Consider the following 26,550-nt stretch of genomic DNA (forward strand, 5'->3'; position numbering starts at 1 on the left):
TTATGTATCTACGAAATTGATGATTTGTGGTTTTACTAAATGTTCGTGTTTAAATTCATTAAATATTTTTTAGGTGTTGTGCCAAACTTTTTCTTAAAAGCAGCAATAAAATGACTTCCTGTACTATAGCCTATTTTCAAACCTACTTCATTAACATTATAAGAACCACTGTCTAACAGTTGACGTGCATAATCCATCTTATAATCAAAAAGAAATCCATAAACCGTATCACCATAAATCTGTTTGAAACCAATTTTAAGTTTCTTAAGATTTAATCCTACTAAATCGGCTAACTCTTGAAGGCCTGGTGGCTCCGCCATATTTGACAAAACAATATCTTTTGCCTTTCTAATTTTTAAGACATTTTCTTCATCTATCAAAAACGGGCACTGTTCTGCATTAGGATCTTCAGCACGATTGAAATACAAACTCAACAACTCGTAACCTTTTCCTCTGTAATATAAGTTCTTGATGAATGCGTTTAAGTTATAGTGAAATATCTGGCTTAAAACAATAGACATTGAAGGGCTTATGTCATTTTCCTTGTAGTATTTCTTATCTTTATTTTCTTCACTCAAAAAAGGAATATTTTCAGCTTCCGATGAAAATAAACCGTGAAATTTTTTAATGGATATTATGACTGAAATCATCCAAGTATTAGGGGCTAACTCTAAATGAATTGGCAATTCTTTTTGTGGATTATAAAACAAAAGTGACTTTTCTTCTTTTAAATCTAAAGCATAATTCCCTTGATTAAAAATAAATTTTCCCTTTCCTTTAATACCAAAATGAAATTGTATAAGCCCTTGATTAACAGGTTTTTCTATTTTTACCATTTCATTATTGTCGTTTTGGAAACGCAATAAAATAAATTCATTTTCAATTTTTATTTCTTCTACAGAACCCATAGCGATATTTTTTCGTATATAATACCAGTTGATTTGTTAAGTTGTTATTTAGAATTATTCTACATAAACAAACAGTCAACCCTTGAATACATTACAAATTTAATGGAAATAATACTAAATAGATAGATTTGTCTTTAAAATATCTTTGAGCGACACAAAAAGTCCTTTTAGCGTTGTTTTTATAAAAAGGTAAAATATAATTTTGTTAAACTTTTAGGAAAGAGTACATCATATGGAAAACAATACATTTGCAAAGCATCCTACTTTCTATGCAGTGGGACTAAGTTACAAGAAAGCTGATGCTGAAATGAGAGGAAAGTTTAGTTTGGACGATCAATCCAAAACCAATCTGTTATTACAAGCAAAAGCAGAAGGTATTGAAAGTCTAATTGTAACTTCTACTTGTAATCGAACAGAAATCTATGGATTTGCTCAACACCCATTTCAATTAATAAAATTGATGTGTGAAAACAGTCAGGGTACCGTTGAAGATTTCCAAAAAGTAGCATTTGTATATAAAAATAGTGAAGCAATCAATCATATGTTTCGCGTTGGAACAGGTTTAGACAGCCAAATTCTTGGAGATTTCGAAATCATAAGTCAACTCAAAAATGCTTTTGTAAAAAGCAAAGAATTAAATCTAGCGAACTCCTTTTTAGAGCGATTAGTAAATGCTGTAATTCAAGCAAGCAGAAAAATTAAAAACGAAACTGAAATTTCATCTGGTGCTACATCGGTATCATTTGCATCGGTTCAATACATTTTTAAAAATGTAGAAAATATTGCTTCCAAAAATATTTTACTTTTTGGAACAGGAAAAATCGGTAGAAATACCTGTGAAAATTTAGTAAAACACACCAAGCACGAACAAATTACATTAATCAATAGAACCAAGGAAAAAGCAGAAAGATTGGCTAAAAAACTTGACGTTATTGTTAAAGATTATGCTGACTTACAAATAGAACTTCAGAAAGCAGATGTAGTAGTAGTAGCTACTGGAGCACAAAATCCTACCGTTGACAAAGCAATTCTAAATCTGAAAAAACCTTTACTAATCTTAGATCTATCGATCCCTAAGAATGTGAATGAGAATGTAAAAGATATCGAAGGGGTAACGCTAGTTCACATGGATGAACTCGCACAAATTACAGATGAAACCCTGGAAAACAGAAAAAAACACATTCCTGCAGCCGAAGCTATTATTGAAGAGATTAAAGACGAATTTATGGCTTGGACCAAACAACGTAAATTTGCACCAACCATCCATGCCTTAAAAGCAAAACTGAATACAATAAAAGAAGGAGAGTTGAATTTTCAACGTAAAAAATTAGCTAATTTTGACGAGGAACAGGCCGAATTAATTACGGCTAGAATCATTCAAAAAATCACAAATCACTTTGCAAATCATCTAAAAGATGATGAAACCATGGTAGACGAAAGCATTGAATGGATTGAAAAAATTTTCCAATTAGAAACGGTTTCAAAATAATGAGCAAAACAATCCGTATAGGAACTCGTGATAGCGAATTAGCCCTTTGGCAAGCACACACAGTACAAAAAAAATTAAACGATTTAGGCTATCAAACCGAAATTATTGCCGTAAAATCACAAGGTGATATCATTCTTGATAAACCGCTTTACGAACTAGGCATCACAGGTATTTTCACAAAGACATTAGATATTGCTATGTTGAATGGCCAAGTGGATATCGCCGTGCATTCGATGAAAGATGTACCAACGGCTCTACCTATCGGGATTATACAAGCAGCAGTCTTAGAACGCGCAAATACCCTTGACATTTTAGTTCACAAAGGGGATTTAGATTTTTTAAATTCGGAAGGAACTATCGCAACTGGAAGTTTAAGAAGACAAGCCCAATGGTTAAATAAATATCCAAATCATAAAGTAGTGGATTTACGTGGAAACGTTAATACTCGTATGCAAAAACTGCAAGAAAACAATTGGAATGGAGCTGTTTTTGCAGCAGCAGGTTTAGAACGAATCAATCTAAAACCAGAAAATTATATCGATTTGGATTGGATGGTTCCTGCTCCTGCACAAGGTGCGATGGTAGTCGTAGCAATGGAAAAAGATAACTTCTGTAAAGAAGCCTTATCTAAATTAAACCATTCCGAAACCGAAATTTCTACCCACATTGAACGTGAATTTTTGAAAACACTAGAAGGCGGTTGCACGGCTCCAATTGGTGCTTTGGCAACATTTACTTCAGATAAAATTGATTTTGAAGGCGTTTTGTTCTCTTTGGACGGAAAAGAAAAACACACAATCAAAAAAAGTTGTACTTTTGATTCTTATAAAAACTTCGGAAAAAATTGTGCCGAAGCAATTTTAAACAACGGCGGAAGCACTTTAATGGAAAGCATTCGTCGGGATTTAAAAAAGTAATTTTATTCCAAAATGGAGAAAGAATCGTTACTCAATTATTTATATCGCTTTTTTGATATCATTGTACTACTTTTTATAGTTTTTGACTTTGGATATGATTTCGAAGAAAACTATAATTCACCACATGTCATTGGGTTGGTTTTTCTTTCTATTGGCTTACTTGCTTTTAACTCATTCAAGTTTTTTACTTTTAAATATAAGAGCAACAAGAAAGTAGCATTGGCGAATATGATTTTAATAACCGGAATTTTACTAACTTCTGGAATGATTGCTATCACCAATTTAAACTTTCCTCTTGATTATATTCTCCAAAAAGTCAAACCAGTATTTGAAGGGGGGCTTATCTTTTATTTTTTATTGAGGCTTCTCGTGTTGGTTCGTCATATCTATGACATCTATTTTAATCCCGCCATAGTATTCGTTGGAAGTTTTATGATTTTAGCCTTAACAGGCGGTTTTTTATTAATGCTTCCAAGTGCCACCACTAACGGAATTACTTTCACAAACGCTTTATTTACAGCAACAAGCGCTGTTTGTGTTACAGGTTTAACAGTTGTAGATACATCAAATGCATTTACTGTAATAGGGCAATCAATAATTTTAGTTTTAATTCAATTAGGTGGAATCGGAATACTAACATTCACCTCTTTCTTTGCTTTCTTTTTTAGGGGTAGTTCTTCTTTTAAAGAAGGACTAAACACGAAAGACTTTATTGCTCACGAAGGATTAAAAGACGTTTTTAGAGCGGCATTGAACGTAGTAATATTCACTATTGGCGTTGAAGCAATTGGAGCTCTTTTTATTTACTCTTCAATAATAGAAGTAACAAATATTGAAAATAAATTTTTCTTCTCTATTTTTCACTCTATATCCGCTTTTTGTAATGCTGGTTTTTCTATTTTATCTGCTGGACTTTACGATGAAGCTATTCGTTTTGATTATTTTTTACAATGGATAATTATGACTTTGATTGTTTTGGGTGGTTTAGGACACAATATTGTCTTCAATTTCTATCAGAAAATAAAAACGCATGTAATAGAGTTTTTTGATAAAACAATCATTCACAAAAAAGTTCGAATCATTACATTAAATACGCAAATTGTAATTTATACCACATTATTCTTGTTGGTTGGTGGTTTTATCTTTTTGTTTATTTCAGAATATAACAATACCTTATTAGAACACAACTCTATTTTTGGTAAAATAACAGCGGCCTCATTCAATGCTGTAACCCCAAGAACTGCTGGTTTTAATGCGGTTGATTTTACACAAATGAATGTACAATCACTCTTGTTCATCATCTTTTTGATGTGGATAGGAGGTTCGCCAGCATCAACTGCGGGAGGGATTAAAACGAGTACATTTGCATTGGCCACTTTGAATATTTTCGCCGTTGCAAGTGGAAAAAGTAGAATTCAATTGTTTGGAAGGAGAATTTCATCAGAGTCAACATCAAGAGCCTTCGCTATCTTGTGCATATCTTTGATAACTATTGGTGTATCCATCGTTGCTTTGTTAATTTTCGAACCTAAAGGAACACCTTTATTAACCGTTGCCTTTGAATGCTTTTCAGCATATAGTACTGTAGGACTTACTTTAAATTTTACACCTACTCTATCCGAACCAAGTAAATATGTCCTAATAGCTTGTATGTTTATAGGAAGAATTGGAATGCTCAATTTAATGGTGGGATTATTACGAAGGTTGAATCATCAATTCTACGAATATCCAAAAGAAAATATATTAATTAACTAATCTTGTCCAAATGAAAATTATCGTATTTGGTTTAGGAAACTTCGGAATGTCACTTGCAATTAGCCTAACAGAAACAGGAAACGAAGTAATTGGTGTAGATAAAAACATCGAAAAAGTAAATTTAGTAAAAGATAAAATCTCGCATGCGATTGCCTTAGATTCTACTAATGAATTGTCTTATGAAGCTTTACCACTAAAAGATGCTGACAAAGTGGTAGTTGCCATTGGTGAAAACGAAGGTGCTGCAATTATTACAACAGCTATCATCAAAAAATTATCCGATGTAAAAATTATAAGTCGCGCGTTGTCTCCAATTCACGATACGGTACTAGAAGCAATGGGAATTTACAGTATCATTCATCCGGAACAAGAATCAGCAGATCGATTAACCAAGCAAATCAATTTTAAATCTACCTTGGAAAATTACCAATTAGATGATAATTATACCATTTCTGAGGTAAAAGCAAAACCAGAATTCTTCGGTAAAACATTAGCCGAATTAGATTCTATCGACAAATATCGTTTAACATTAATTACAATTATACGTAAAAGAGAGAAACGCAATTTAATTGGTAAAAAATCTATCATTAAAGAATCTATTGGTCGTCCAGCTCCAGATACCGTTGTTCAAGAAGAAGACATTTTAGTAGTTTATGGATACAACAAAGACATCGAAACCTATTGCTTAGGACAAGAAGAACATCAAATTAGAAGTTAAAATGACCCGAATTCTCTCTACAAAAAAACTTACAAAAGCACTAAAAATGAAACTTTCTAGTGCTAATGTTGATCTTGTGGAAAAGAATTTTATTCAAACGAAAGCTATTGCATTTGAAACACCTTTACTAAACGATTACTTAGTTTTTACTAGCAAACAAGCTGTGAAAAGTGTTTTAAAATCGAAAGTAAAAAGCGTTCTTTCAAAGTCTTGTTTGTGTGTTGGAAACAAAACACGCGCTTTTCTCGAAAAGAAGGGATTCACAGTTTTGGAAAGTGCTGATTATGCCGAAGATTTGATTCAAATCATCGCTTCGAAATACAAAAATCACTCGTTTACTTTCTTTTGTGGCAATATCAGAAGAAATACAATTCCTGATTTTTTTCAACAAAACAAAATCGCATATATGGAAATTGTCGTATATGAAACCAAACTGAAACCACACAAGATAAAAGAATCATATGATGGTGTTTTGTTTTTTAGTCCTTCGGGAGTAAATAGCTTTTTAGAAAAGAACAAATTGGATAATAAAACTAGTTTTTGCATCGGTACCACAACATCGAAAGCAATAGAACATTTAACAAAAAATATAATAATTGCATCACAACCTAGCGTTGATTATGTAATTGATGAAGTAATAAAATATTATAAATAAATTAGTGCCTTTGCTCTCGACTTTACGGGATTACGAGAAATAGAAATTACAAAAAAGAAGAAACTAATTGCAATTAAAACAAAAAACATGTTAAAGAACGACTTATTTTTAAGAGCATTAAAAGGAGATACTGTAGAACGTCCGCCTGTATGGATGATGCGTCAAGCAGGAAGATATTTACCAGAATTCAGAGCATTACGTGATAAATACGATTTTTTCACGCGTTGTGAAACTCCAGAATTAGCAGCTGAAATTACGGTTCAACCTATCCGAATTGTAAAACCGGATGCTGCGATATTATTCTCAGACATTTTAGTGGTTCCAAGAGCAATGGGAATTCACGTGGAATTAAAAGACAATTTAGGTCCGATAATTCCAAATCCAATTCGTACTGCTGAACAAGTAAATCAAGTTTTTGTACCGAATATCCATGAAACCTTGGGTTACGTTATGGATGCAGTAAAATTAACCAAAGAAATGCTTAACGACGAAGTGCCATTAATTGGTTTCGCAGGTTCACCATGGACGATTTTCTGTTATGCTGTAGAAGGAAAAGGTTCTAAAAGTTTTGATACGGCTAAAGGATTTTGTTTTTCAAATCCTGTAGCAGCACACCTATTATTGCAAAAAATCACTGACACTACGATTTTATATTTAAAAGAAAAAGTAAAAGCAGGTTGTAACGCCATTCAGATTTTCGACTCTTGGGGCGGAATGCTTTCTCCAGCAGATTATCAAGAATTTTCATGGCAATACATCAATCAAATTGTAGAAGCGTTAGCCGAAGAAACGGAAGTTATTGTATTTGGAAAGGGTTGTTGGTTTGCATTAAATGATATGGCAAAATCAAAAGCTTCTGCTTTAGGAGTAGATTGGACATGTTCGCCAAGAAACGCACGTTATTTAACAGGTGGTGACATTACCTTACAAGGAAATTTCGACCCAAGTAGATTATTATCACCAATTCCAACCATCAAAAAAATGGTTCACGAAATGATTGACGAATTTGGAAAAGACAAATACATCGTAAACTTAGGTCACGGTATTTTACCAAATATTCCTGTGGATCATGCGAAGGCTTTTGTTGAAGCAGTAAAGGAGTATCAAAAATAAAGACGTTTTATAATGAGAGTAATTTTAACTGTATTTATTTTATTCTTTTCAAACTTTATTAATGCGTGCCTTTGGGATAGAGATACTTATGCAATGGAAAAACAAAAATTTCCGGATGCTTTTGAATTAATGACTGGAAATTTTAATAGACATTCCAATTCATATTACCAATGGCGTATTGCCAAAATTCAACCTCAAATTGATAGTGGAAGTAAAAACCCTTTACTTTTTGATGATTTAGCAGTAGCTTATTCAAAATTAGGGAATGATAAAAAAGCTATTGCACTTATGAAGCAAAAGGAAAAATTTGCTCCTAATTTATATGAAACATATGCAAATCTTGGTACTTTTTATATCCATGACGGACAATTTGAAGAAGGATTAATATACATTAATAAAGCTATCAAAATAAATCCCGATGCACACTTTGGAAGAGAAATATATCAAAAATACCTTGTTGAATTTATTCTATTAAATAAAAAAAAGGAGTCTGAATCTAATAATTTTTACACCTTTATATTAGAAAAATACAACATCAAAAATAATTTAAAGAAAGATTTTCTCCCTGAAGATGAAATTAAAAAAGCTGTAAAAGGAATTTTAGGTATGATGCACTTTGGTAATTATAATTCTCCTATTCTTTTGAATGCTCTTGGAGATGTTTTACTTAATGAATCTTATGACACCCCTAGCGCTAAAAGATTAGCCTCTATGGCTTATATGGCTTCTGATTTATATAATATTGGCTCAGTTTCTCTTAAAACCAAAGAAAACATTCAAATGTTTTTGAGCATGCAGGAACGTGACAAAAATACTTATGAAGCATTACTTAAAGAAGTTAAAAAAGGTATTGAAATTGGGAAAAACAGATATATAGAAATTGAAAAGAAAGAAAGAAATTGGGTTGTTAAAAATAAAGATTTAGATGTTGAGTTCGCACAATATTTTTATACAAAAACAGATTCAACAAATAAAAATAACATTATTCAAAACAATCAAAATAGGATTACAAAAAACAAAGACAAAAAATCTAACAAACTATTAATTGGATTAATCATTACATTGATTATTGCTGGAATTATTGTGATTATAAAACTTCGAAAAAAAAACTTTTAAATTGAAAAACAAATTCTACACCTACATACAAAACCTACAAGATCAAATCTGTAAAGGATTAGAGGATATTGATGGTAGCACCAAATTTCGGGAAGACATTTGGGAACGACCAGAAGGTGGCGGCGGTCGCACACGTGTTATTGAAAATGGAAAAGTTTTTGAAAAAGGCGGTGTGAACATTTCAGCCGTTCACGGCAAATTGCCTGATACCATGCAAAAGATGTTTGGTGTTGGAGAAGCTGATTTTTTTGCTTGTGGATTAAGTTTGGTGATTCACCCTAAAAATCCAATGGTACCAACCGTTCATGCAAATTGGCGTTATTTTGAAATGTACGATGAAAACGGCAACATCATTAACCAATGGTTTGGTGGCGGACAAGATTTAACACCGTATTATCTGTTTGAGGAAGATGCAAAACATTTTCATCAAACCTGCAAGAATGCTTGCGACAAACACAATCCAGAATTTTATCCAAACTATAAAAAGAAATGCGACGAATACTTTTGGAATGCACATCGATTTGAAGCACGTGGAATTGGTGGTTTGTTTTTCGATTATTTAAAAGCAACCGAGCAAATGTCGATGGAAAATTGGTTCAATTTCGTGTCAGAAGTTGGAAATTCTTTCTTACAAGCGTATGTTCCCATTGTGGAAAAAAGAAAAGATTTACCCTATACGGATGCGCAAAGAACTTGGCAAGAAATTCGTCGCGGTCGTTATGTAGAATTCAATTTAGTTCACGATAAAGGGACGCTTTTCGGTCTAAAAACCAACGGAAGAATCGAAAGTATTTTGATGAGTTTACCGCCACACGTACAATGGGTATATGACCATCATCCTAAAGCAGGAAGTGAAGAAGAAAAACTACTTAAAATATTAGCAAAACCCATCGATTGGGTATAAAATAAAACTCCGCCATTTGCAATTAGCGGAGTTTTATTTTTGTTCCATTAGAATTTAGTCTAAAAAATCAACTAAATCTAAAGTTTGAAGTATTATATTTTTATCTGAAAAATTAGAATTAATACTCATTTCTAACATCATGACGTTGTCTTTTATTTTATTAGAAGACTTCATTTCAATATTTTTAAATTGATCTCCCAAACGTATCATTCTAGCGGTATCACTTCCTAAATTTTGATCTAACAAATAGGATCTAAAAAAGCGTTGAACTTCAAAATTCCCATAGAAATAATTTTTAACTAAATCTTTCTTAATTTTTTTAGTAAAATTAGATTTAGAACCGCTATTCAAAAAATGCAATCCATTTGTAAAGACAAATACATCTCCTTTTTTAATAATAATCAGTTCCCCTGAGTCGTCGGATTGCTTAACTAAATAATAACCATCTACTTTTTGTAGAAGATTCTTTCTAATCCCTAAATCCAATAACTTTTCTCCCATAGTGGGATGAGTAGAGGTCATGATAAACGTAAATATAGGTCGGGTTTTGGTTATGGTTTTTTCTTCTTCCACTTCCTCGTAGTTCTCATCATAAGTTCTAGACATAAAAGTGCTTTCATACGTTTCCATGGCATGTAAAAACATTGAGAAATCGCCATCAAAAAGACTTGCAGTAGCTTCTTCATCAACAACTGTTGAAATCAAATCTACTATAATTGCTGTATCTTCTTTATCCATTGGCAAATTACCTAAAAGCTGCTCCATGATTTCTGGATAATTTTTAAGTAGTTCTTCAGTACTAGCATGATATGTTAAATAAGCTAGAGGATCCTGTTTGGGAAAATAATTATAAATATTCTTATTCGGTTTCCTAGTAACTATTTTTTGCATTATCCTGGCTAACGATTCTGAATATTCAACTTTTTGTTCAATTCGGGCTTTGTTGTTTTCGAAGTAGAAATCTAAATTCATTCCTTTGATTGCATTCTTTGAGTAGTTCGCTTCTTTATTATGAGGAATTGATCCTAATAAATTATAAAAAGAACTCATCTTTCCATACACTGCTTCATAATTAATCCAAGATGCGATATCTGCTTGCTTATTTATTTTTGATGAAGTTGGCAAAACAAATCCGTTTTGAAACAAAATTGCAATCTGCTCTTCTTGTTTTTTATGCTTTTGAATGCGCTCTTGGACTTTTTCTTTTTCAAAAGTAGCTAGCCATTCTTTATATTCTTCATCTTCATAAGCCTGATCTTGAACTATCGCTTCCTCATCATACACTGTCTGATTTGTTTCCATTTCTGTTACAGGAGATTCTTCATAAACCTCAACGGATGGATCTTCATAGTACTCATCCTCATAGTACTCCCCTTCTTCTATTATTGTCTCATCGACAACAACAGAAGTATCTGAATAAGCATTATAAGCAATGTTTTTATTTGTATCCCAAATACCATAGACAATAAGGTTGTTGTCATTCCATGCTATTGAAAAATCATCGCTTTTAGGCGAATAAACAGAATAATTCGAATACTTAGTAATAACCTCTTGGATAGAATCGGTAGCTACTGCATTTTTGTTATTTACTTGCTTTTGTATAAAAACACGCCATCCTTTTATATCCTTCATTTGAAATGTCATTTGATAATAGGGAATACTATCTGTAAAATTTCCATGAATCGTTACTGGACTGGTTTTATCTATAAAAGCGATAAAATCGTTTGAGTTAAAATTAGAATTAGCTTCACTTGCACTTTTAAAAATTTTGTGATTAAACAAGCTATCCATATTTACTTTTTTAGTAAAACCGGGTGTATTAAATTGCACAAAATAATCATATCGCTCCAGTTCTTGTTGACTTAATACTAAGATTGGAAATAAGAATAAGCAATGAAAAATCTTTTTCATAATGTAAATTAAGGATTAAAACTTATGGAATTGTTCATCAGTTTATTGTTGTTTAAAACACTCCATATATTCTGTTTTAAAAACACTGTTTTTTTGGATTTTGAAAGGCTACTATTTATATTTTGGACTGTTGCTACTTCTTTGTCAAAAGTATAAACAGCTATAATGTTTGCTTTTAACAAATCTTCTTTTCTGTCTTGGTCTTTAGTTAAATCTTTTGGCAAAGGGTAGGACGCAATTCGCTCAAATCTTCCATTATTATTTTTAAAATGAATCCTATTATTTTTCTTATCCATTACATTTAAAACCGCATTCAACGTTTCTAAAGAATTGTAGGAAAAGTTAATTTTAAAAACATACGTATTAAAATTGTATGAAGTAGCAATTTTAGAAACACCTTTAATTGTGGAAGCCTCTGCTCTAAATTGGGCTAATTTTGATTTGATGTCTTCTTCATTTGGAATACTTACACCATCTACTTCTTCAAGTAAAATAGCGGACTTTGTCTTAAACCAAGAACTTGAAAAATCGATTACCAAACTGTATTCACCACTCTGATTACTTGTGTGTTTGATTTTTTCAGTTATCTCGAAACAGCTTGAAAACAGCAAACAAATACTTAAAATAAAAAGTCGTTTCATGAGACAAAAATAAGATTATTTTTACGAGTTTCTAAATTTTATAGAAGAAAGAAATCGGTTAAAAATTAGTAACTTTACACTTTAATTTTTGAATTATAAATTATGTTTCCAATACACAGAGGTCGTCGTCTAAGAATAAACGAATCTATAAGAAGTTTAGTTAGAGAAACCAGCTTAAGCCCAGCTGATTTTATGTTTCCCATGTTTATCATGGAAGGAGAAAACACAAAAGTAGATATCCCTTCTATGCCTGGTATTTTTCGTCGTACATTAGATTTAACCGTGGAAGAAGTGAAAGAATTATTCGCTTTAGGAATCCGTGCCGTAAACATTTATGTAAAAGTTAGTGATGATTTAAAAGACAATACTGGAAAAGAAGCATGGAATGACAATGGTTTGATGCAAAGGGCCATACGTGCTATAAAAGCGGCTTGCCCAGAAATGATTGTAATGCCTGATGTTGCTTTAGACCCGTATTCGATCTATGGTCATGATGGTATTATTGAAAAAGGAGATGTTGCAAATGATGCAACCAACGATGCTTTAGTAAAAATGGCGGTATCTCACGCAAAAGCGGGTGCTGATTTTGTAGCGCCTAGCGACATGATGGATGGTCGTGTTTTACGTTTGCGTCAAGGTTTAGATACCGCTGGATTTCATAACGTTGGTATCATGAGTTATTCGGCTAAATATGCTTCGGCATTTTATGGTCCGTTTCGTGACGCTTTAGATTCTGCTCCAAAAGATGCTGATGTTGAGGTGCCCAAAGACAAAAAAACCTACCAAATGGATTATGCTAATCGTATCGAAGCAGTTAAAGAAGCCTTATGGGATGTGGAAGAAGGTGCTGATATGGTGATGGTAAAACCTGGAATTGCTTATTTGGATATCGTTCGTGAAGTTAAAAATGCTGTTGATGTTCCCGTAACAGTTTTTCATGTTTCAGGAGAATATGCGATGATTAAAGCGGCTTCTGAAAGAGGTTGGTTAGACCACGATAAAATTATGATGGAACAATTAATGTGTATCAAAAGAGCGGGTGCTAGTTTAATTTCAACTTATTTTGCTAAAGAAGCGGCTATTTTATTAAACAAATAATTTTATAATGAAATTTATATCAAAATCCTTATTTGTTCTTGTTCTAGTTTTTAGCATTACGAACTGTAGTGATAAAAAAGAAACCGACAAATACGGCAACACGGTTGAAGAAAACTCAATACCGACTACAGAAACTACCATTGACCCCTTAGTAGCCAAAGGCAGAGAACTCTTTGAAGGTAAAGGGACGTGTACAGCATGTCACAAACCTGATGTAAAAGTGGTTGGACCCTCAATAAAAGAAATTACCAAAATTTACAAAGAAAAAGGAGCTAGTATCGCTTCATTTATAAATGGTGAGGGCGAACCTATTGTAGATGCGTCGCAATATGAAATCATGAAAGCAAACTTTGTCATCACAAAAGCCATGACTAGCGAAGAAAGAAGAGCCTTAGAAATATATATGATGAGTTTCGAATAAAATATTACTCAACAACGAGTTTAAAGCCCACGCGCGGAATGTTTTCAATTCTCACGTGGGTTTCTTCTTTTATAATTTTTCGTAATCGAGAAATAAATACATCTAAACTTCTGCCTAAAAAATAATCATCACTTCCCCACAATTCCATTAAGATTTTTTCACGCTTTAAAACGGTATTTGGGTTGTCTAAAAACAATTGTAAAAGAGAAGCTTCTCTCTCGGTTAAGGTAATTTTTTGAGTCTCTTTTTTTAGTAAATAATTTTCGGGTTCAAAGTGAAAACTTCCAAATACATACTGTTTTTGATTAGAATTATCCGAGGTTTTTTGACTTCTGTTTAGAAAAATTTCTATTTTCAAAATCAACTCTTCAATGGAATATGGTTTTACTAAATAATCATCAGCACCCAGTTTTAAACCTTTAATTCGGTCTTCTTTCATGGTTTTAGCTGATAGAAAAATTATGGGAATTTCTTGATTGCGCTTTCTTATTTCGGTTGCTATTTCAAAGCCATCCATATCTGGCAACATAATGTCCAAAACGCACAAATCAAAAGGTTCACTACAAAACAACAAGAAGGCTTCTTTTCCATTATTAGCGTGTATAACTTCAAAATGTTGCTCTAAATTATCTGATGTTAAAAACGCAAGGGTTTCATCGTCTTCAACATACAAAATGCGCTTTTTACTCATAATCGGTCTTATTAATTTGAATTGAAACGGTAATACCTGCGTCTTTATTGTTCGCAACAAACACATTCCAATCGTGCCATTCACATACCCCCTTTACATAAGAAAGCCCTATTCCAAAGCCTTCAATATCCTTGCTATCTTGACGTGCAACACGATAAAATTTATCAAAAACAAAAGGTAGGTCATTTTCAGGAATTCCTGATCCATTATCTGAAAATTGTAATAATAAATCCTTTGAAGTTTCCTTTGTTACAACCCTAATTACTGGATTTTGTCCAGAATACTTTACAGCATTATCAATGATATTGTAAATAAGATTATAGAAATGAAACTCATCAGCATGAATAAAATAATTTCTTTCTAACTGAAATTGTATTTTAATCTCTTTTTGATGTTTTAGATTTATATTTTCGCTAACCAATTCAAGTATTGCTTTTAAATCAATACTTGATTTTTCTATCTCAATCTGCTTACTTTCTGTTTTAGCTACATATAGAATTTTCTCAATGTGTTGATTTAACTTATTACTTTGATTAATAATAATTTGTATGTACTTCGATAACTTCGAGTTCTCTTGTATTTCTTTTTGTGAATTAGCATAATTGGAAGCAATCAATATTGAGGCCAAAGGAGTTTTAAACTCATGGGTCATATTATTAATAAAATCCTTTTGTAAATCCGTATACTTTTTTTGTTTTAACATTAAAAAAACGGAATAAACATAAATAATTAAAACGAAGAACAGAACAACAGTAAATACCCAATATTGGCTCAAACTTTTAAAATAACTTTGCTTTATATGGGGAAAACGAATAGCAAAATAATAAGTCAAATCCGTGTTCTTCGAAAAACAATCTTCACAAACATTTGACTTTTCACCCTTAAAAGAAACATAATTCCCATAAACCATAGATTGTGAACTACAGTCATAAATCGCGTATTCAAAGTCCATTTCCAACTTAACCTTCTCAAACTCCGTTTCTAAATAATGTTCTAAGATTTGATTTTCAAAAACATCATTAACATTTACAATAAAATAATTTTCACTAACTTTCTTAATCAAATTTGCAGTAGGTAATTCGGTTTTATTATCTCTATAAATACGCTCCACTACATCTTGCAGAGCAAAATGAATCTTATCTTCTACATCCTTTTTTTGAAAAATATAGGCTTGATTTAATAAAAACAATTGCATGATTATGACCCCAACAATTGCAAAAAAACCAATAAAAATTACAACCTTTAATTTATTAAATTTCATATCTGATGCTATATTACAAAAAAAGGCCACAAGAAAAGCCTGTTAACAAGTCGTTAACAATCATTAAAAAGTAATTAACAAGAAGTTTTTAATGATTTTTTAGTTTTGTAATGCAAAAATATAACAACTCAAAAAAAATAACATATGAAATTATTAAAATTATCAATTGCCTTAGCTTTTATTGCCAATTTTTCATTTGCACAAAACAAAGAGGCTAAAGTTATGCAAGCTCCTATTGCAACTGTAACACCTGCTGCCGCACCTAAACAATCTGCGATCAAATGGGACAAAGAAATTCATGATTTTGGTGATATAGAAAAAGGAAAGCCTGTAACGTATGAATTCACTTTTACTAATACTACAAATGAAACTGTTTTGATTACGACTGTAAAACCTGCATGTGGTTGTACTGCTGCTAACTATACTAAGACTCCTGTAAAACCAGGTGAAAAAGGAATGGTTGCTGCTACATTTAATGCTGCTTCTGCAGGTGCTTTTCAAAAATCGGTTACCATCATTACTAATGAAGGTGGCGTAGACACTTCAAAAACTGTTTCGTTTAAAGGGAAGGTTATCGATACATCCGCTTCAAATGATAAAAAAGCAGACATAAGATCTTAAAATATTATTAATTCAACTTTTGCATCTTATTTAAACCATCTGAAATTTCAGATGGTTTTTTTATTTTTACAAAATGAGAAACGCAATCATAAAAACGCCATTAGGCTGCACAATAATCGAAGGAAATGAAAACGGAATTTCAAAAATTCAAGTATTAAATCAAGAATGTGAAATTACAATTTTGGTTCCAGAAGAACTTAAAATTGCTGTTACACAAATTCAAGAATATTTTAATAGGACGCGCACTTCATTTACCTTTCGCTTAAACCCATCTGGCACCGAATTTCAGAAAAAAGTTTGGCAAGAATTACTAAAGATCCCCTTTGGAAAAACAAATTCCTATTTAGAATTATCAAAAAAACTAGGTGATGTAAAAGCAATTAGGGCTGTAGCTTCTGCCAACGCAAAAAATCCACTTTGGATTGTAATCCCTTGTCACCGTGTCATTGGAAGTAATGGCTCACTTACAGGATATGCAGGAGGTTTGTGGCGTAAAAAATGGCTTTTAGAACACGAAAACCCTGCAAAACAAGAAAGTTTGTTTTAAATTATTACAAATAATTCTAACTTTTTGCTACTTTTATAACACAATCCTAAAAAATTAACACATGAAGTTTCTTGTAAAACTCCTTAAATGGTTAGCTATTCTTTTACTTAGCATTATTGTCTTATTGTATATTTTTAATGTCGACTATCTTTTAAGAGCTGTAAGAACAATATATTTTAAGGGATATACAACCGCTTTTTTAGAAGATTATAAGGAATTCCCAAATAGAAAAATCAAAAAAGGTATTGCACAACCTTGGGCAATAGCTACAGATTACAACCTTGTTTCTGCTACCGAAACACTTCAAAAAACGCATAAAGAATTACAAACCATAGCTTTTTTGATTATTAAAAATGATAGTATTTGGCACGAAAGTTATTTTGATGGATTTGACAAAAATTCCAAAAGCAATTCTTTTTCTATGGCAAAGAGTGTGGTTACTATGGCAATGGGAAAAGCCATTATGGAAGGAAAAATTAAAAGTTTAGACCAAAAAGTAATCGATTTTTTCCCTGATTTAAAAGGAGAATATGCGAAAGATGTTACCGTTGGCGATTTGTCTTCTATGGCTTCTGGAATGAATTGGGATGAAAAATACTATAGTCCGTTCTCTATAGTTACCCGTGCCTATTTTGACGATAATTTGAAAGATATTATCTTAGGATTGGATATTAAAGACAAACCCGGACAATCATTCAAATATTTAAGTGGAGCAACCCAATTATTAGCGATGTGTGTAGAAAAAGCTACAGGCGAATACTTATCAGATTATGTTTCAAAACATTTTTGGCAACCTATGGGAGCAGAGAATGAGGCGCTCTGGCAGTTAGACGAAGCTCCTGATGGTATTGAAAAGGCGTATTGTTGCATTGCAAGTAATGCTAGAGATTTTGCTCGCTTTGGAAAATTATATTTAAACAATGGAAAGTGGAATGATCAACAAATATTAGATAGTGGTTTTGTAAAAAAATGTATTACACCACGCTTTGAAAATAGTCCAGAATATGGCTATGGCTGGTGGATGCACAACTTTTTAGGCAAAGATTTTTACTATATGCGTGGTCATTTAGGTCAATTTGTAATTGTAATTCCTGAAGACGATTTAATTATTGTACGACTAGGTCATTTGAAAGGTATACAAACTTCTTATGATCCTCATAGCGAAGATTTATATGTTTATGTAGAAGAAACATATAACATGTTGACGAAAAAGAAATAAAGATGAGTGGGCATTTTTTGGCATTTAAAAACAGAGAAAAAACTAGTGAATCAAAAAAGAATTCACTCAGAGAAAATTTATCTTTTAGAAAATTAAATTTGATAAATAAAAATTCATCAACAAACGAATTCACAACTAATGTTAATCAAATCTCAGAGGAAGAGTTAGGTAAAATCAGAAACAAAGTTAATCAAAGACAAAGAAAAGAAACCTTAATATTTGGTTTAAGCTTTATTATAATTATTATTCTTTTACTCTTCATTGGATTAAAATATAACGTATTCTAACAAACAACTACTACTCTCATGATTGAAAAAATTAACTTAAACAACATTCTATTTCTCGACATCGAAACGGTTCCTGAATATAAAAACTATCGAGGATTAGATTTAGAAACCCAACAACTTTGGGAACAAAAAACACAATACCAACGAAAAGATGAAGTCTCTGCAGAAGATTTTTATGAAAGAGCCGGAATTTGGGCGGAATTTGGAAAAATCATCACTATTTCTGTCGGATATTTTATTAATAAAGCAGATATAAGAAATTTTCGAGTTACTAGTTTTTGGGGTGAAGAGAAGAAGATTTTACAAGATTTTACTAACCTTCTAAACACTCATTTTAACGGTGCTCAACATATTTTATGTGGGCATAATGCAAAAGAATTTGACATTCCATTTATTGCCCGAAGAATGATCATTAACGAAATTGCACTACCCGATAAATTGAATTTATTTGGAAAAAAACCTTGGGAGGTTCCTCATTTAGATACTCTAGAATTATGGAAATTTGGAGATTACAAACACTTTACTTCTTTAAAACTTCTGACAAAAGTTCTCGGAATTCCATCTCCTAAAGATGATATTGACGGTAGCGAAGTGGCACATGTATATTACGTTGAGAATGACATAGACAGAATCATAACCTATTGTGAAAAAGACGTCATCGCAGTTGCTCAAATTTTTCTAAAGTTAAGACGAGAGGATTTACTTATTGAAGATGAAATTATACATGTATAAAAAAAGGGAGCTTAATAGCTCCCTTTTTTTATTAATTGATAATTAATTTTTTAGTAGTTTTTGCACCGCTATTTTCAATCGTTAGCAGATAAATCCCCCCAGATAAATTTTCAATATTTAGTGTTTCAACAGTATTTGAAGAAACTTTTGAAATAACTTTTCTTCCTTGAACATCAAATAACTCATAAACTGTTTCACCCGAAACACTTCCAGCCAAATCGATATTTACGATTCCTTTAGCTGGGTTTGGATAAACTTTTAAAGAGTTAAATATATTATCGGTGGTACTCAATACAGATGGTATAACTTTACAAAAATTTAAAGTAACCGAATTAATAATACCCCCATCCTGATTACCTACATCCAAAACATTTAATAACCATGTCCCATCAGCTACTAAACCATTTACTAAAGCTAAGCTTTCAATGGGTTCTAAAACACCACTTACAACGGGTGAAGTAGTCGAACAAGTAATTGCTCCTCCAGAATCATCAAGAGTTGCTTGAATATCAGGATAAGTAGAATCATTACCGATACATGGTTGGTAAAACAAAACAATCTCTGGGCTACCAATCTCAATAGGACCAGTTAAGGTGATTATCATATCACCAATCCAAGTATGAGATATATCTAGAGTCACATTTAAATCTGCAATTGTAATTCCGCCAGTAACAACAATAGGAACTGAAGCTGTACTATTCTCCACAACATCAATGGTTGCATTTGAAAAATCAGTAGCTGTAAAGATATTATCACATACAACTACCCCAGTTCTAAAATTATTTACGGTAACTGAACTTGAAGGAGCTACGCCACATCGGTTGGATGGGATAACTCTCCAATAGTATATTGTATCTTCATTTAAACCAGAAACAATATAGTTTAAGTCAGTTGTTAATTCATTTACAACTAAAGTTCCAAATGTTGAACTTGTTGAAACTTGAATTCTATAATTTTCTGCATTAGGATTTGATTCCCAATTAAGACTGAGAGATGTCAAAGTTCCATTAAGACCATCTAAAGGAGAAGTTAACGTAGTAGGTTCGAATGTTGAACTATAAATTTTTAAAAATCGTGTTCTAGTTTCTGTTTCTGTTCCATTATTACCAACAATACCAATGCTGTAATCTCCTGGAGTTAATGATGATAAGTTTGAAACCGTCATTGTTACAATTCCATTAGCACTTAAACTTGAAGGGGAAATAGATACATTTGCTCCTGAAGGAACTCCTACAGCAGAGAAATTTGTTGTTCCAGAAATCGATTGTTTATATGAAAAAGTATACGTTGCTGTTTGATTATTACACAGTTGTACATTTTCCGATGTTGGAATAAGAGAAAACCCTGACGTAATTCCTGTTGCAATTAAAGAATAATTTTGAGAGCCTGTTACTAAATTTCCTTTATGAGAAACGGTTATGACATAATCTCCTGCTGAAGGATTATCTATCCTAACCACCTCTATATTGTCTACAAAATTATCTCCATTTCTTAAAGCAGGTGAATTGGGGCCCGATTGTAATCTCCAAGGATAGTAAACGGTAGATCCGTTTCTTGTTACTCTTATATCCAAGTCATTTATCAAAACAGGAGTTGAATTATTATCGCCTAAATCACCGTTGTTAGCAATCCCAGGCAAGTCTGTCCATGTTATTGAAATTACGAGTGGATTATTAACGCCTCCAGCAGATTTTACAGTCATTGTATTGGTCTGACCTTGATTTAATTTTTCCTCTGAAATCCAAGATGTTAAACCGTTTCCAGATATTGTTTCAGCAGCTTTCTTTGCATTCAATAAACCCCATCCAAATCTAACATCTGGTCCTGTGTCTCCTGCGTCATCCGCAGTATGACAAACTAAACCTCTCAAAGTAGAAGACTTCATAAAACCACTTGTAACATTTTTAAAATGTTGTTGTAATAATAATAAAGTACCTGCAACATTAGGACTTGCCATAGAAGTACCTGAATAAGTGTCTGTAGCAATATTACTATTAGTTAAAGTACTACTTGTTGAAACAGTTGAAGTTAAATCTGTACCGTTTCCAGTAATATCTGGTTTTATTCTTCTATCATCTGTTGGACCTTGACTACTTGAACTGTTTATTATTACACTAAATAATGAACCATCAGATGCAATAGTGGCATCTTGAGCATTTGCAACAATTAATGTGTTTTTTGCTGTTTTATTTCCAATTAACTTATCTGTCCCTTGAGTAATCGGATTTGGATTATTATTATTAGCACCATCATTCCCAGCAGAAATCACTGGTAAATAGTATGGCGCTGAAAAAGTAATTTCATCCCATATTCTTGAATCTTCAATATAAGCACCTATTATCCAAGCTGGAAGTGTAGATCCACCACTTCCTATTGGAACACCGTAGGAGTGATTTGAAACTAACATTCCATTTAATACTTCTGATACTGCTTCAGATTCATCATTATTCCAATTAAAAGTTCTAGCTGTAGCATTTTTTGCCATTCCTTTAATCTCTGCCGACAATCCATTCCATGGAGCTGCAATAATTGTACCCGTAACATGTGTTGCATGGTCATTGTAATTAATTCCTGACAAATCATCTACTGTTGTGACTCTACCTCCAAAACCATTATGTGTTCTTCTTACAGTTCCTCCATCCCAAACTCGAGCTACCATACCCTCACCATCTAATGATAAACCAAGTCCTCCTCCTGCGTTGAGGAAATTGGTTCGCGTTGATCTTGCTGCGGCTACATTATGAGTAGAATAATAGATAGGAAATCCATCTGGGGTTAATTTCATTAATTCTTGAAAAGAACCATCTTCGCCTTTTATTGTAATAGGCCATCCATTTCTTTTTGCAGCTTCATAAGCCGTTTTTTTTTCTTCCGTCTCTTTTTTCTCGTAAAGATTCTGTAGCGTTTTCAATTTCCCTAAGTCATAATCTTTTGTAATTACCTGAACGTCCTCTTTCGTTTGGGCAAATAAAAATCCTGAAAAAGAAAAGAAAATAAAAAGTAGTTTTCTAATTATCATATTTTTAATGTTTTTATTGTAAAAATTTCACAAATATAGAATTATAAATTATGATTTTTTAAAATTTTGTGTTTTTAATGTTTGTTTAAATATTTTGAATTATGTTACTTTTACAAAAAATAACGCTTTATGGTTTTAAGTAGATTCTGGTTAGTGATATTTATATCGTCTATCTTTTTTATTGTTTTTGGATTGTTTTCATCCCAATATTATTCTATTGATTATGTGTTGAATGGTCAACAAGGTGAACCTCTTTTAATTGGTGAAAAATATTTAAATGAACTGCCTCAATTTGTACAAGATAGTGTTCAAAAAAAGGAAGATAAAACATTCGTTTTAAATAAAAATGAAGCCGATGCCGACACTACATACGTCTACAACAAACAAACCGTAAAAATCTACAGCGGAAAACAAAAAGCCGATGGTTTACTTCCTATGACCAAAAGCAGTTTATTCGATTTGATTCTGCCTTTAATTGCTTACTTAGCTTTCTTTTGTGGAATAATGGAATTGCTTATCATTTCAGGCGCTTCGGAAAGATTGGCTAAGAAATTAAGTCCGTTGTTTGCAAAAGTTTTCCCTTCGATTCCTAAAAACCACGAATCGATTTCCTATATGACACTGAATTTTTCTGCTAACTTTTTAGGATTGGATTCAGCCGCAACGCCTTTTGGTTTGAAAGCGATGCAAAGTTTACAAGAATTAAATCCGGATAAAGATAAAGCGAGTGATGCCCAAATTATGTTTATGTGTTTGCATGCCGCAGGTTTAACACTAATACCAACCTCCATAATTGGTTATCGTGCTGCGGAAAATGCTGCTAATCCTGCCGATGTGATGTTGCCTTGTATTATTACCTCTTTTATTGGAACGATTGCTGCTTTTATATTAGTTGGGATTAAACAAAAAATTAACTTCAAAAGCGCTTCGTTATTAGCGGCTTTAATGGGAGTTATCGGTGCGATTGTGGGATTATTATTCTACGTAAACAGTTTAGATTTAATCGGAAAAAATTACTTTACTTCTAATCTTTCTGGATTGTTGTTGATCTTGATTATCGGTGGAACTTTGATATTTTCTTTCGTCCAAGAAAAGAAATTTGTAGATCAAAAAACAACCATTTTCGACACTTTTGTAGCGGGAGCCAATAATGGTTTAAAAACTGGTGTAACTATTTTTCCTTACGTGATGGGAATGTTAGTTGCAATTTCTTTATTCAGAAATAGCGGCTTGTTTGAAATTATCGCCAACGGAATTTCCTTTTTATTCGCACATCTTGGAGTAGCTAAAGAAATCACTGATTCACTTCCTGTTGCGATGTTACGCCCTTTTAGTTCAGGTGGTTCGCGTGGTTTTATGATTGATGCAATGAAACAATTTGGTCCTGATTCCTTAACCGGAAGATTAAGTTGTATTTTCCAATGTAGTGCCGAAACGACTTTCTATGTAATTGCGGTTTATTTTGGAAGTATCAACGTAAAAAACACACGTTATACCTTAGGAATGATGCTTTTAGTTGATTTAATCTGTGTGATTACGGCGATTTTTGTAGCGAGTTGGTTTTTTTAAGGGATGGATAAAATGCTTAAATATGCTTCAATATTAATTATTCTAATCAGTTTTGTTTCATTTTACAAAACATTTCAGGAATACAAAATATTAAATTCTGGAAACAAAATTACTGTTAGTGTTTTCTCAGTACCTATTTCGTGTAGCGAATCTTCTAAAATTTCTAAAGCTTATTTTACTTTTTACTTTAACGAAAAGAAACAAAGTAAAAGGTTAGAAGATCTTTGCTCAATAAATGTTGGAGATCAAATCAAACTAATAACAAATGATACACAAGATATTTTCCTCTTTGAAGATAAAGATGTTTCTTTTCAATTTTTAGCTGGTTTATTAATTTTTGTTACTGGAATTTATTGTTATTTCAAAGCAAGCAAATAATTTTTTAAATTCGACTCCTGCAAGGTTTCCAAAACCTTGTAGGTGTTTAAAAAGTAAATTATGAAACTAGAAGTTTTAGAAAAAGACAAAGTATATCACATTTACAACCGAGACATAAATAGTGAAACTATTTTTAATTCAGACGAAAACAAACAGTATTTTTTAAAACTCTATTCAAAATATTTGGAAAACAAAGCCGATACTTTTGCTTATTGTTTAATGGATAATCACTTTCATTTTATTATTCGAATTGTAAATGAAAAAGAAATTACTCAAGCTCTTTCAAATTTTTTCAATGCATATGCAAAAGCTTTTAACAAACAAAACAATAGAACTGGAAGTTTGTTTGAAAAACATTTTAAAAGAATACAAATTATAAATGAAACTTATTTATTAAATTTGATTCAATATGTTCATTTAAATCCTAAACATCATTTAGATATTAACTACAAAAACTTTCCGTTCTCTTCTTATCAATCAATAATTTCAGATAAACCAACGAAATTACTTAGGAACGAAGTAATTCAATTATTCGATTCTAAAGATAACTTTATTTATTGCCATGACTTTAAAAATGAAATTTTATCTGAAAAACATATGCTTGAATAAAAACAGATAATCTTTCAAACAAACCTACAAGGTCAAAAAAGACCTTGCAGGTTAGTAGACTCAAAACTTTCAAGATTGCTTTTGGAAACCTTATAGGTTATCCGTAACTTTACCTTTCAAAACATACACAAATGGACTTTTTATATCAAGACCCGTATCCAATTTTAAAAGACGATACTCAATACAAAAAATTAACTTCTGATTACGTAAAAGTGGAGCAACTTGGCGATAGAGATATCTTAGTGGTTGATCCAAAGGGATTAGAATTATTAGCACAAGAAGCTATGGACGACGTTTCGTTTATGTTACGTTCGGCACATTTACAAAAATTAAGAAACATTATCGAAGACCCAGAAGCGACAGACAACGATCGTTTTGTGGCTTATAATTTATTGCAAAACGCTGCTGTAGCTGTGGAAGGTCAATTGCCTTCTTGCCAAGATACCGGAACTGCGATTGTAGTTGCCAAAAAAGGTGAAAACGTATACACAGGTGTTGATGATGGCGAATGGTTGTCAAAAGGAATTTACAATACCTACCAAAATAAAAACCTTCGTTACTCGCAAATTGTTCCGATTACAATGTTTGAAGAGAAAAACTCGGGTTCAAACTTACCAGCACAAATTGATATTTATGCGAAAAAAGGAAATTCGTATGAGTTCTTATTTTTAACAAAAGGTGGTGGTTCGGCAAACAAAACGTTTTTATATCAAAAGACAAAATCGTTGTTGAATGAAAAATCGTTAGACGAATTTGTTCGTGAGCGCATTATGGATTTAGGAACAGCAGCTTGTCCTCCGTATCACTTGGCCATCGTTATTGGTGGAACTTCAGCAGAAGCAAACTTAGCAGCCGTGAAAAAAGCATCAGCAGGTTATTACGACAATCTTCCAACTTCTGGAAACATGGCAGGTCAAGCGTTTCGAGATTTGGAATGGGAAAAAAGAATTCAAATCATTTGCCAAGAAAGTCATATTGGAGCACAATTTGGCGGAAAATATTTAACGCATGATGTTCGTGTGATTCGTTTACCACGTCACGCGGCTTCTTGTCCGGTGGGAATGGGCGTTTCTTGTTCGGCTGATAGAAATATCAAAGGAAAAATCACGAAAGAGGGTATTTTCTTAGAACAATTGGAAACCAATCCAGCGCAGTTTTTACCTGAAACAGCGCCTCATTTAGAGCCAGCAGTAGAAATTGATTTGAACAAACCAATGGCTGAAATTTTAGCAGAATTATCAAAATACCCAATCAAAACACGATTGAAATTAAACGGAACTTTGATTGTAGCTCGTGATATTGCGCATGCTAAAATCAAAGAATTATTAGATGCTGGAAAACCAATGCCAGAGTATTTCAAAAATCACCCAGTATATTACGCTGGACCAGCAAAAACTCCAGACGGAATGCCATCAGGAAGTTTTGGACCAACAACCGCAGGAAGAATGGACGTTTATGTAGACGAATTCCAAGCGGCTGGCGGAAGCATGATTATGTTAGCCAAAGGAAACCGAAGCAAAGACGTAATGAACGCTTGTAAAAAACACGGCGGATTCTATTTAGGTTCGATTGGTGGTCCTGCTGCCATTTTAGCCAAAGAAAACATCTTATCGGTTGAAGTAGTAGATTTCCCAGAATTAGGAATGGAAGCGGTAAGAAAAATTGAAGTAAAAGATTTCCCTGCGTTTATTATTACGGATGATAAAGGAAATGATTTTTTTATGAATCTGTAAAAGTATTAAGATAAAAGAATTAAGTATTAAGACAAACCTGTGAGTTGAAAAACTTGCAGGTTTTTTTATTTTCAAAATCTCTTTATGATTTGAAAAGAGAACAATTCTATAAAAATGAGGACACTATAAAAAAGAATATTTGTTCTAAATTCAAGATTATTAAAACTTATATAAAGCTCATAATCTGAACCATACACTTTTTCAATTATTCCTTCAACCAATGAAATTCCTAATATAA

The 26,550-nt window shown here is 32.4% G+C and carries 25 protein-coding genes; 19 read left to right on the forward strand and 6 right to left on the reverse strand.

All coding sequences use genetic code 11. The features are described from left to right. Nucleotides 1-35: 35 nt before the first annotated feature. On the reverse strand, nucleotides 36-908 hold the full coding sequence (locus BUE95_RS03430) for a helix-turn-helix domain-containing protein (protein WP_073581410.1): 873 nt from the start codon (nucleotides 906-908) through the stop codon (nucleotides 36-38). Between the two features lie 232 nt (nucleotides 909-1,140). On the opposite strand from BUE95_RS03430, the gene hemA reads away from it, so the two are divergent. The 8 genes from hemA to hemF all read left to right on the forward strand — a co-directional run bounded on the left by hemA (nucleotide 1,141) and on the right by hemF (nucleotide 9,575). Beyond that, nucleotides 1,141-2,397 carry a glutamyl-tRNA reductase gene (hemA, locus tag BUE95_RS03435; RefSeq protein ID WP_073581412.1) on the forward strand — a complete coding sequence of 419 codons (1,257 nt, stop codon included), beginning with the start codon at nucleotides 1,141-1,143 and terminating at the stop codon, nucleotides 2,395-2,397. Next, nucleotides 2,394-3,314, forward strand: coding sequence for a hydroxymethylbilane synthase (gene hemC, locus BUE95_RS03440; RefSeq protein WP_143165220.1), 921 nt, complete (start codon nucleotides 2,394-2,396; stop codon nucleotides 3,312-3,314). The genes hemA and hemC overlap by 4 nt, the downstream gene beginning before the upstream one ends. A gap of 12 nt (nucleotides 3,315-3,326) precedes the next feature. Continuing rightward, nucleotides 3,327-5,069: a TrkH family potassium uptake protein gene (locus BUE95_RS03445; protein ID WP_073581416.1), complete on the forward strand. Its 1,743-nt coding sequence runs from the start codon at nucleotides 3,327-3,329 to the stop codon at nucleotides 5,067-5,069. Nucleotides 5,070-5,079: 10 nt separating this feature from the next. After that, nucleotides 5,080-5,787 (forward strand): potassium channel family protein, encoded by a 708-nt coding sequence (locus BUE95_RS03450; protein ID WP_073581418.1) that lies wholly within the window; start codon nucleotides 5,080-5,082, stop codon nucleotides 5,785-5,787. 46 nt (nucleotides 5,788-5,833) lie between these two features. Beyond that, complete coding sequence (locus tag BUE95_RS03455; RefSeq protein WP_159433490.1) at nucleotides 5,834-6,442, forward strand: uroporphyrinogen-III synthase; 609 nt, start codon at nucleotides 5,834-5,836, stop codon at nucleotides 6,440-6,442. Between the two features lie 87 nt (nucleotides 6,443-6,529). Then, nucleotides 6,530-7,555 carry a uroporphyrinogen decarboxylase gene (gene hemE / locus BUE95_RS03460; protein WP_073581422.1) on the forward strand — a complete coding sequence of 342 codons (1,026 nt, stop codon included), beginning with the start codon at nucleotides 6,530-6,532 and terminating at the stop codon, nucleotides 7,553-7,555. 12 nt (nucleotides 7,556-7,567) lie between these two features. Then, nucleotides 7,568-8,671 (forward strand): tetratricopeptide repeat protein, encoded by a 1,104-nt coding sequence (locus BUE95_RS03465; RefSeq protein WP_084530216.1) that lies wholly within the window; start codon nucleotides 7,568-7,570, stop codon nucleotides 8,669-8,671. A gap of 1 nt (nucleotide 8,672) precedes the next feature. Further along, nucleotides 8,673-9,575 (forward strand): oxygen-dependent coproporphyrinogen oxidase, encoded by a 903-nt coding sequence (gene hemF, locus BUE95_RS03470; protein ID WP_073581427.1) that lies wholly within the window; start codon nucleotides 8,673-8,675, stop codon nucleotides 9,573-9,575. Nucleotides 9,576-9,629: 54 nt separating this feature from the next. Here hemF and BUE95_RS03475 read toward each other — a convergent pair whose 3' ends face one another. Continuing rightward, on the reverse strand, nucleotides 9,630-11,486 hold the full coding sequence (locus BUE95_RS03475) for a hypothetical protein (protein WP_073581431.1): 1,857 nt from the start codon (nucleotides 11,484-11,486) through the stop codon (nucleotides 9,630-9,632). An 8-nt stretch (nucleotides 11,487-11,494) separates the two neighbouring features. Further along, complete coding sequence (locus BUE95_RS03480; RefSeq protein WP_073581434.1) at nucleotides 11,495-12,127, reverse strand: hypothetical protein; 633 nt, start codon at nucleotides 12,125-12,127, stop codon at nucleotides 11,495-11,497. Between the two features lie 102 nt (nucleotides 12,128-12,229). Here BUE95_RS03480 and hemB point away from each other — a divergent pair, with 102 nt between their 5' ends. Further along, a complete protein-coding gene (gene hemB, locus BUE95_RS03485) occupies nucleotides 12,230-13,225 on the forward strand; it encodes a porphobilinogen synthase (protein ID WP_073581436.1) in 996 nt (331 codons plus the stop codon). A gap of 7 nt (nucleotides 13,226-13,232) precedes the next feature. Continuing rightward, nucleotides 13,233-13,646, forward strand: a complete 414-nt coding sequence (locus BUE95_RS03490) for a c-type cytochrome (protein WP_073581439.1) — start codon at nucleotides 13,233-13,235, stop codon at nucleotides 13,644-13,646. A 4-nt stretch (nucleotides 13,647-13,650) separates the two neighbouring features. Here the strand turns inward: BUE95_RS03490 and BUE95_RS03495 are convergent, their stop codons facing one another. Then, complete coding sequence (locus BUE95_RS03495; protein WP_073581442.1) at nucleotides 13,651-14,337, reverse strand: response regulator transcription factor; 687 nt, start codon at nucleotides 14,335-14,337, stop codon at nucleotides 13,651-13,653. Then, nucleotides 14,330-15,598 carry a sensor histidine kinase gene (locus tag BUE95_RS03500; RefSeq protein ID WP_073581445.1) on the reverse strand — a complete coding sequence of 423 codons (1,269 nt, stop codon included), beginning with the start codon at nucleotides 15,596-15,598 and terminating at the stop codon, nucleotides 14,330-14,332. The genes BUE95_RS03495 and BUE95_RS03500 overlap by 8 nt, the downstream gene beginning before the upstream one ends. A gap of 144 nt (nucleotides 15,599-15,742) precedes the next feature. Here BUE95_RS03500 and BUE95_RS03505 point away from each other — a divergent pair, with 144 nt between their 5' ends. The 5 genes from BUE95_RS03505 (at nucleotide 15,743) to BUE95_RS03525 (ending at nucleotide 19,004) form a co-directional block, all read left to right on the forward strand. Beyond that, nucleotides 15,743-16,219 carry a DUF1573 domain-containing protein gene (locus tag BUE95_RS03505; RefSeq protein WP_073581448.1) on the forward strand — a complete coding sequence of 159 codons (477 nt, stop codon included), beginning with the start codon at nucleotides 15,743-15,745 and terminating at the stop codon, nucleotides 16,217-16,219. Nucleotides 16,220-16,292: 73 nt separating this feature from the next. Next, nucleotides 16,293-16,766, forward strand: a complete 474-nt coding sequence (locus BUE95_RS03510; protein ID WP_073581451.1) for a methylated-DNA--[protein]-cysteine S-methyltransferase — start codon at nucleotides 16,293-16,295, stop codon at nucleotides 16,764-16,766. A 61-nt stretch (nucleotides 16,767-16,827) separates the two neighbouring features. Continuing rightward, nucleotides 16,828-17,985, forward strand: a complete 1,158-nt coding sequence (locus BUE95_RS03515; RefSeq protein ID WP_073581453.1) for a serine hydrolase domain-containing protein — start codon at nucleotides 16,828-16,830, stop codon at nucleotides 17,983-17,985. 2 nt (nucleotides 17,986-17,987) lie between these two features. After that, the gene (locus BUE95_RS03520) at nucleotides 17,988-18,272 is read left to right on the forward strand and encodes a hypothetical protein (protein ID WP_073581456.1); all 285 of its coding nucleotides are present in this window, start codon (nucleotides 17,988-17,990) and stop codon (nucleotides 18,270-18,272) included. Between the two features lie 18 nt (nucleotides 18,273-18,290). Next, a complete protein-coding gene (locus BUE95_RS03525) occupies nucleotides 18,291-19,004 on the forward strand; it encodes a 3'-5' exonuclease (protein ID WP_073581458.1) in 714 nt (237 codons plus the stop codon). 31 nt (nucleotides 19,005-19,035) lie between these two features. Here the strand turns inward: BUE95_RS03525 and BUE95_RS03530 are convergent, their stop codons facing one another. Then, entirely contained in the window at nucleotides 19,036-22,023 is a 2,988-nt protein-coding gene (locus BUE95_RS03530) for a S8 family serine peptidase (protein ID WP_073581460.1), read from the reverse strand. A gap of 129 nt (nucleotides 22,024-22,152) precedes the next feature. Here BUE95_RS03530 and BUE95_RS03535 point away from each other — a divergent pair, with 129 nt between their 5' ends. The 4 genes from BUE95_RS03535 (at nucleotide 22,153) to BUE95_RS03550 (ending at nucleotide 26,312) form a co-directional block, all read left to right on the forward strand. Next, nucleotides 22,153-23,592: a nucleoside recognition domain-containing protein gene (locus BUE95_RS03535; RefSeq protein WP_073581462.1), complete on the forward strand. Its 1,440-nt coding sequence runs from the start codon at nucleotides 22,153-22,155 to the stop codon at nucleotides 23,590-23,592. A 3-nt stretch (nucleotides 23,593-23,595) separates the two neighbouring features. Next, nucleotides 23,596-23,970 (forward strand): hypothetical protein, encoded by a 375-nt coding sequence (locus BUE95_RS03540; protein WP_073581483.1) that lies wholly within the window; start codon nucleotides 23,596-23,598, stop codon nucleotides 23,968-23,970. Nucleotides 23,971-24,030: 60 nt separating this feature from the next. Then, on the forward strand, nucleotides 24,031-24,579 hold the full coding sequence (locus tag BUE95_RS03545) for a transposase (RefSeq protein WP_073581488.1): 549 nt from the start codon (nucleotides 24,031-24,033) through the stop codon (nucleotides 24,577-24,579). Nucleotides 24,580-24,710: 131 nt separating this feature from the next. Continuing rightward, nucleotides 24,711-26,312 (forward strand): fumarate hydratase, encoded by a 1,602-nt coding sequence (locus tag BUE95_RS03550; RefSeq protein WP_073581490.1) that lies wholly within the window; start codon nucleotides 24,711-24,713, stop codon nucleotides 26,310-26,312. The last annotated feature ends 238 nt before the right edge of the window (nucleotides 26,313-26,550 follow it).

Origin of the sequence: Flavobacterium cucumis (assembly GCF_900148835.1) — a bacterium.
Lineage (GTDB): Bacteria > Bacteroidota > Bacteroidia > Flavobacteriales > Flavobacteriaceae > Flavobacterium > Flavobacterium cucumis.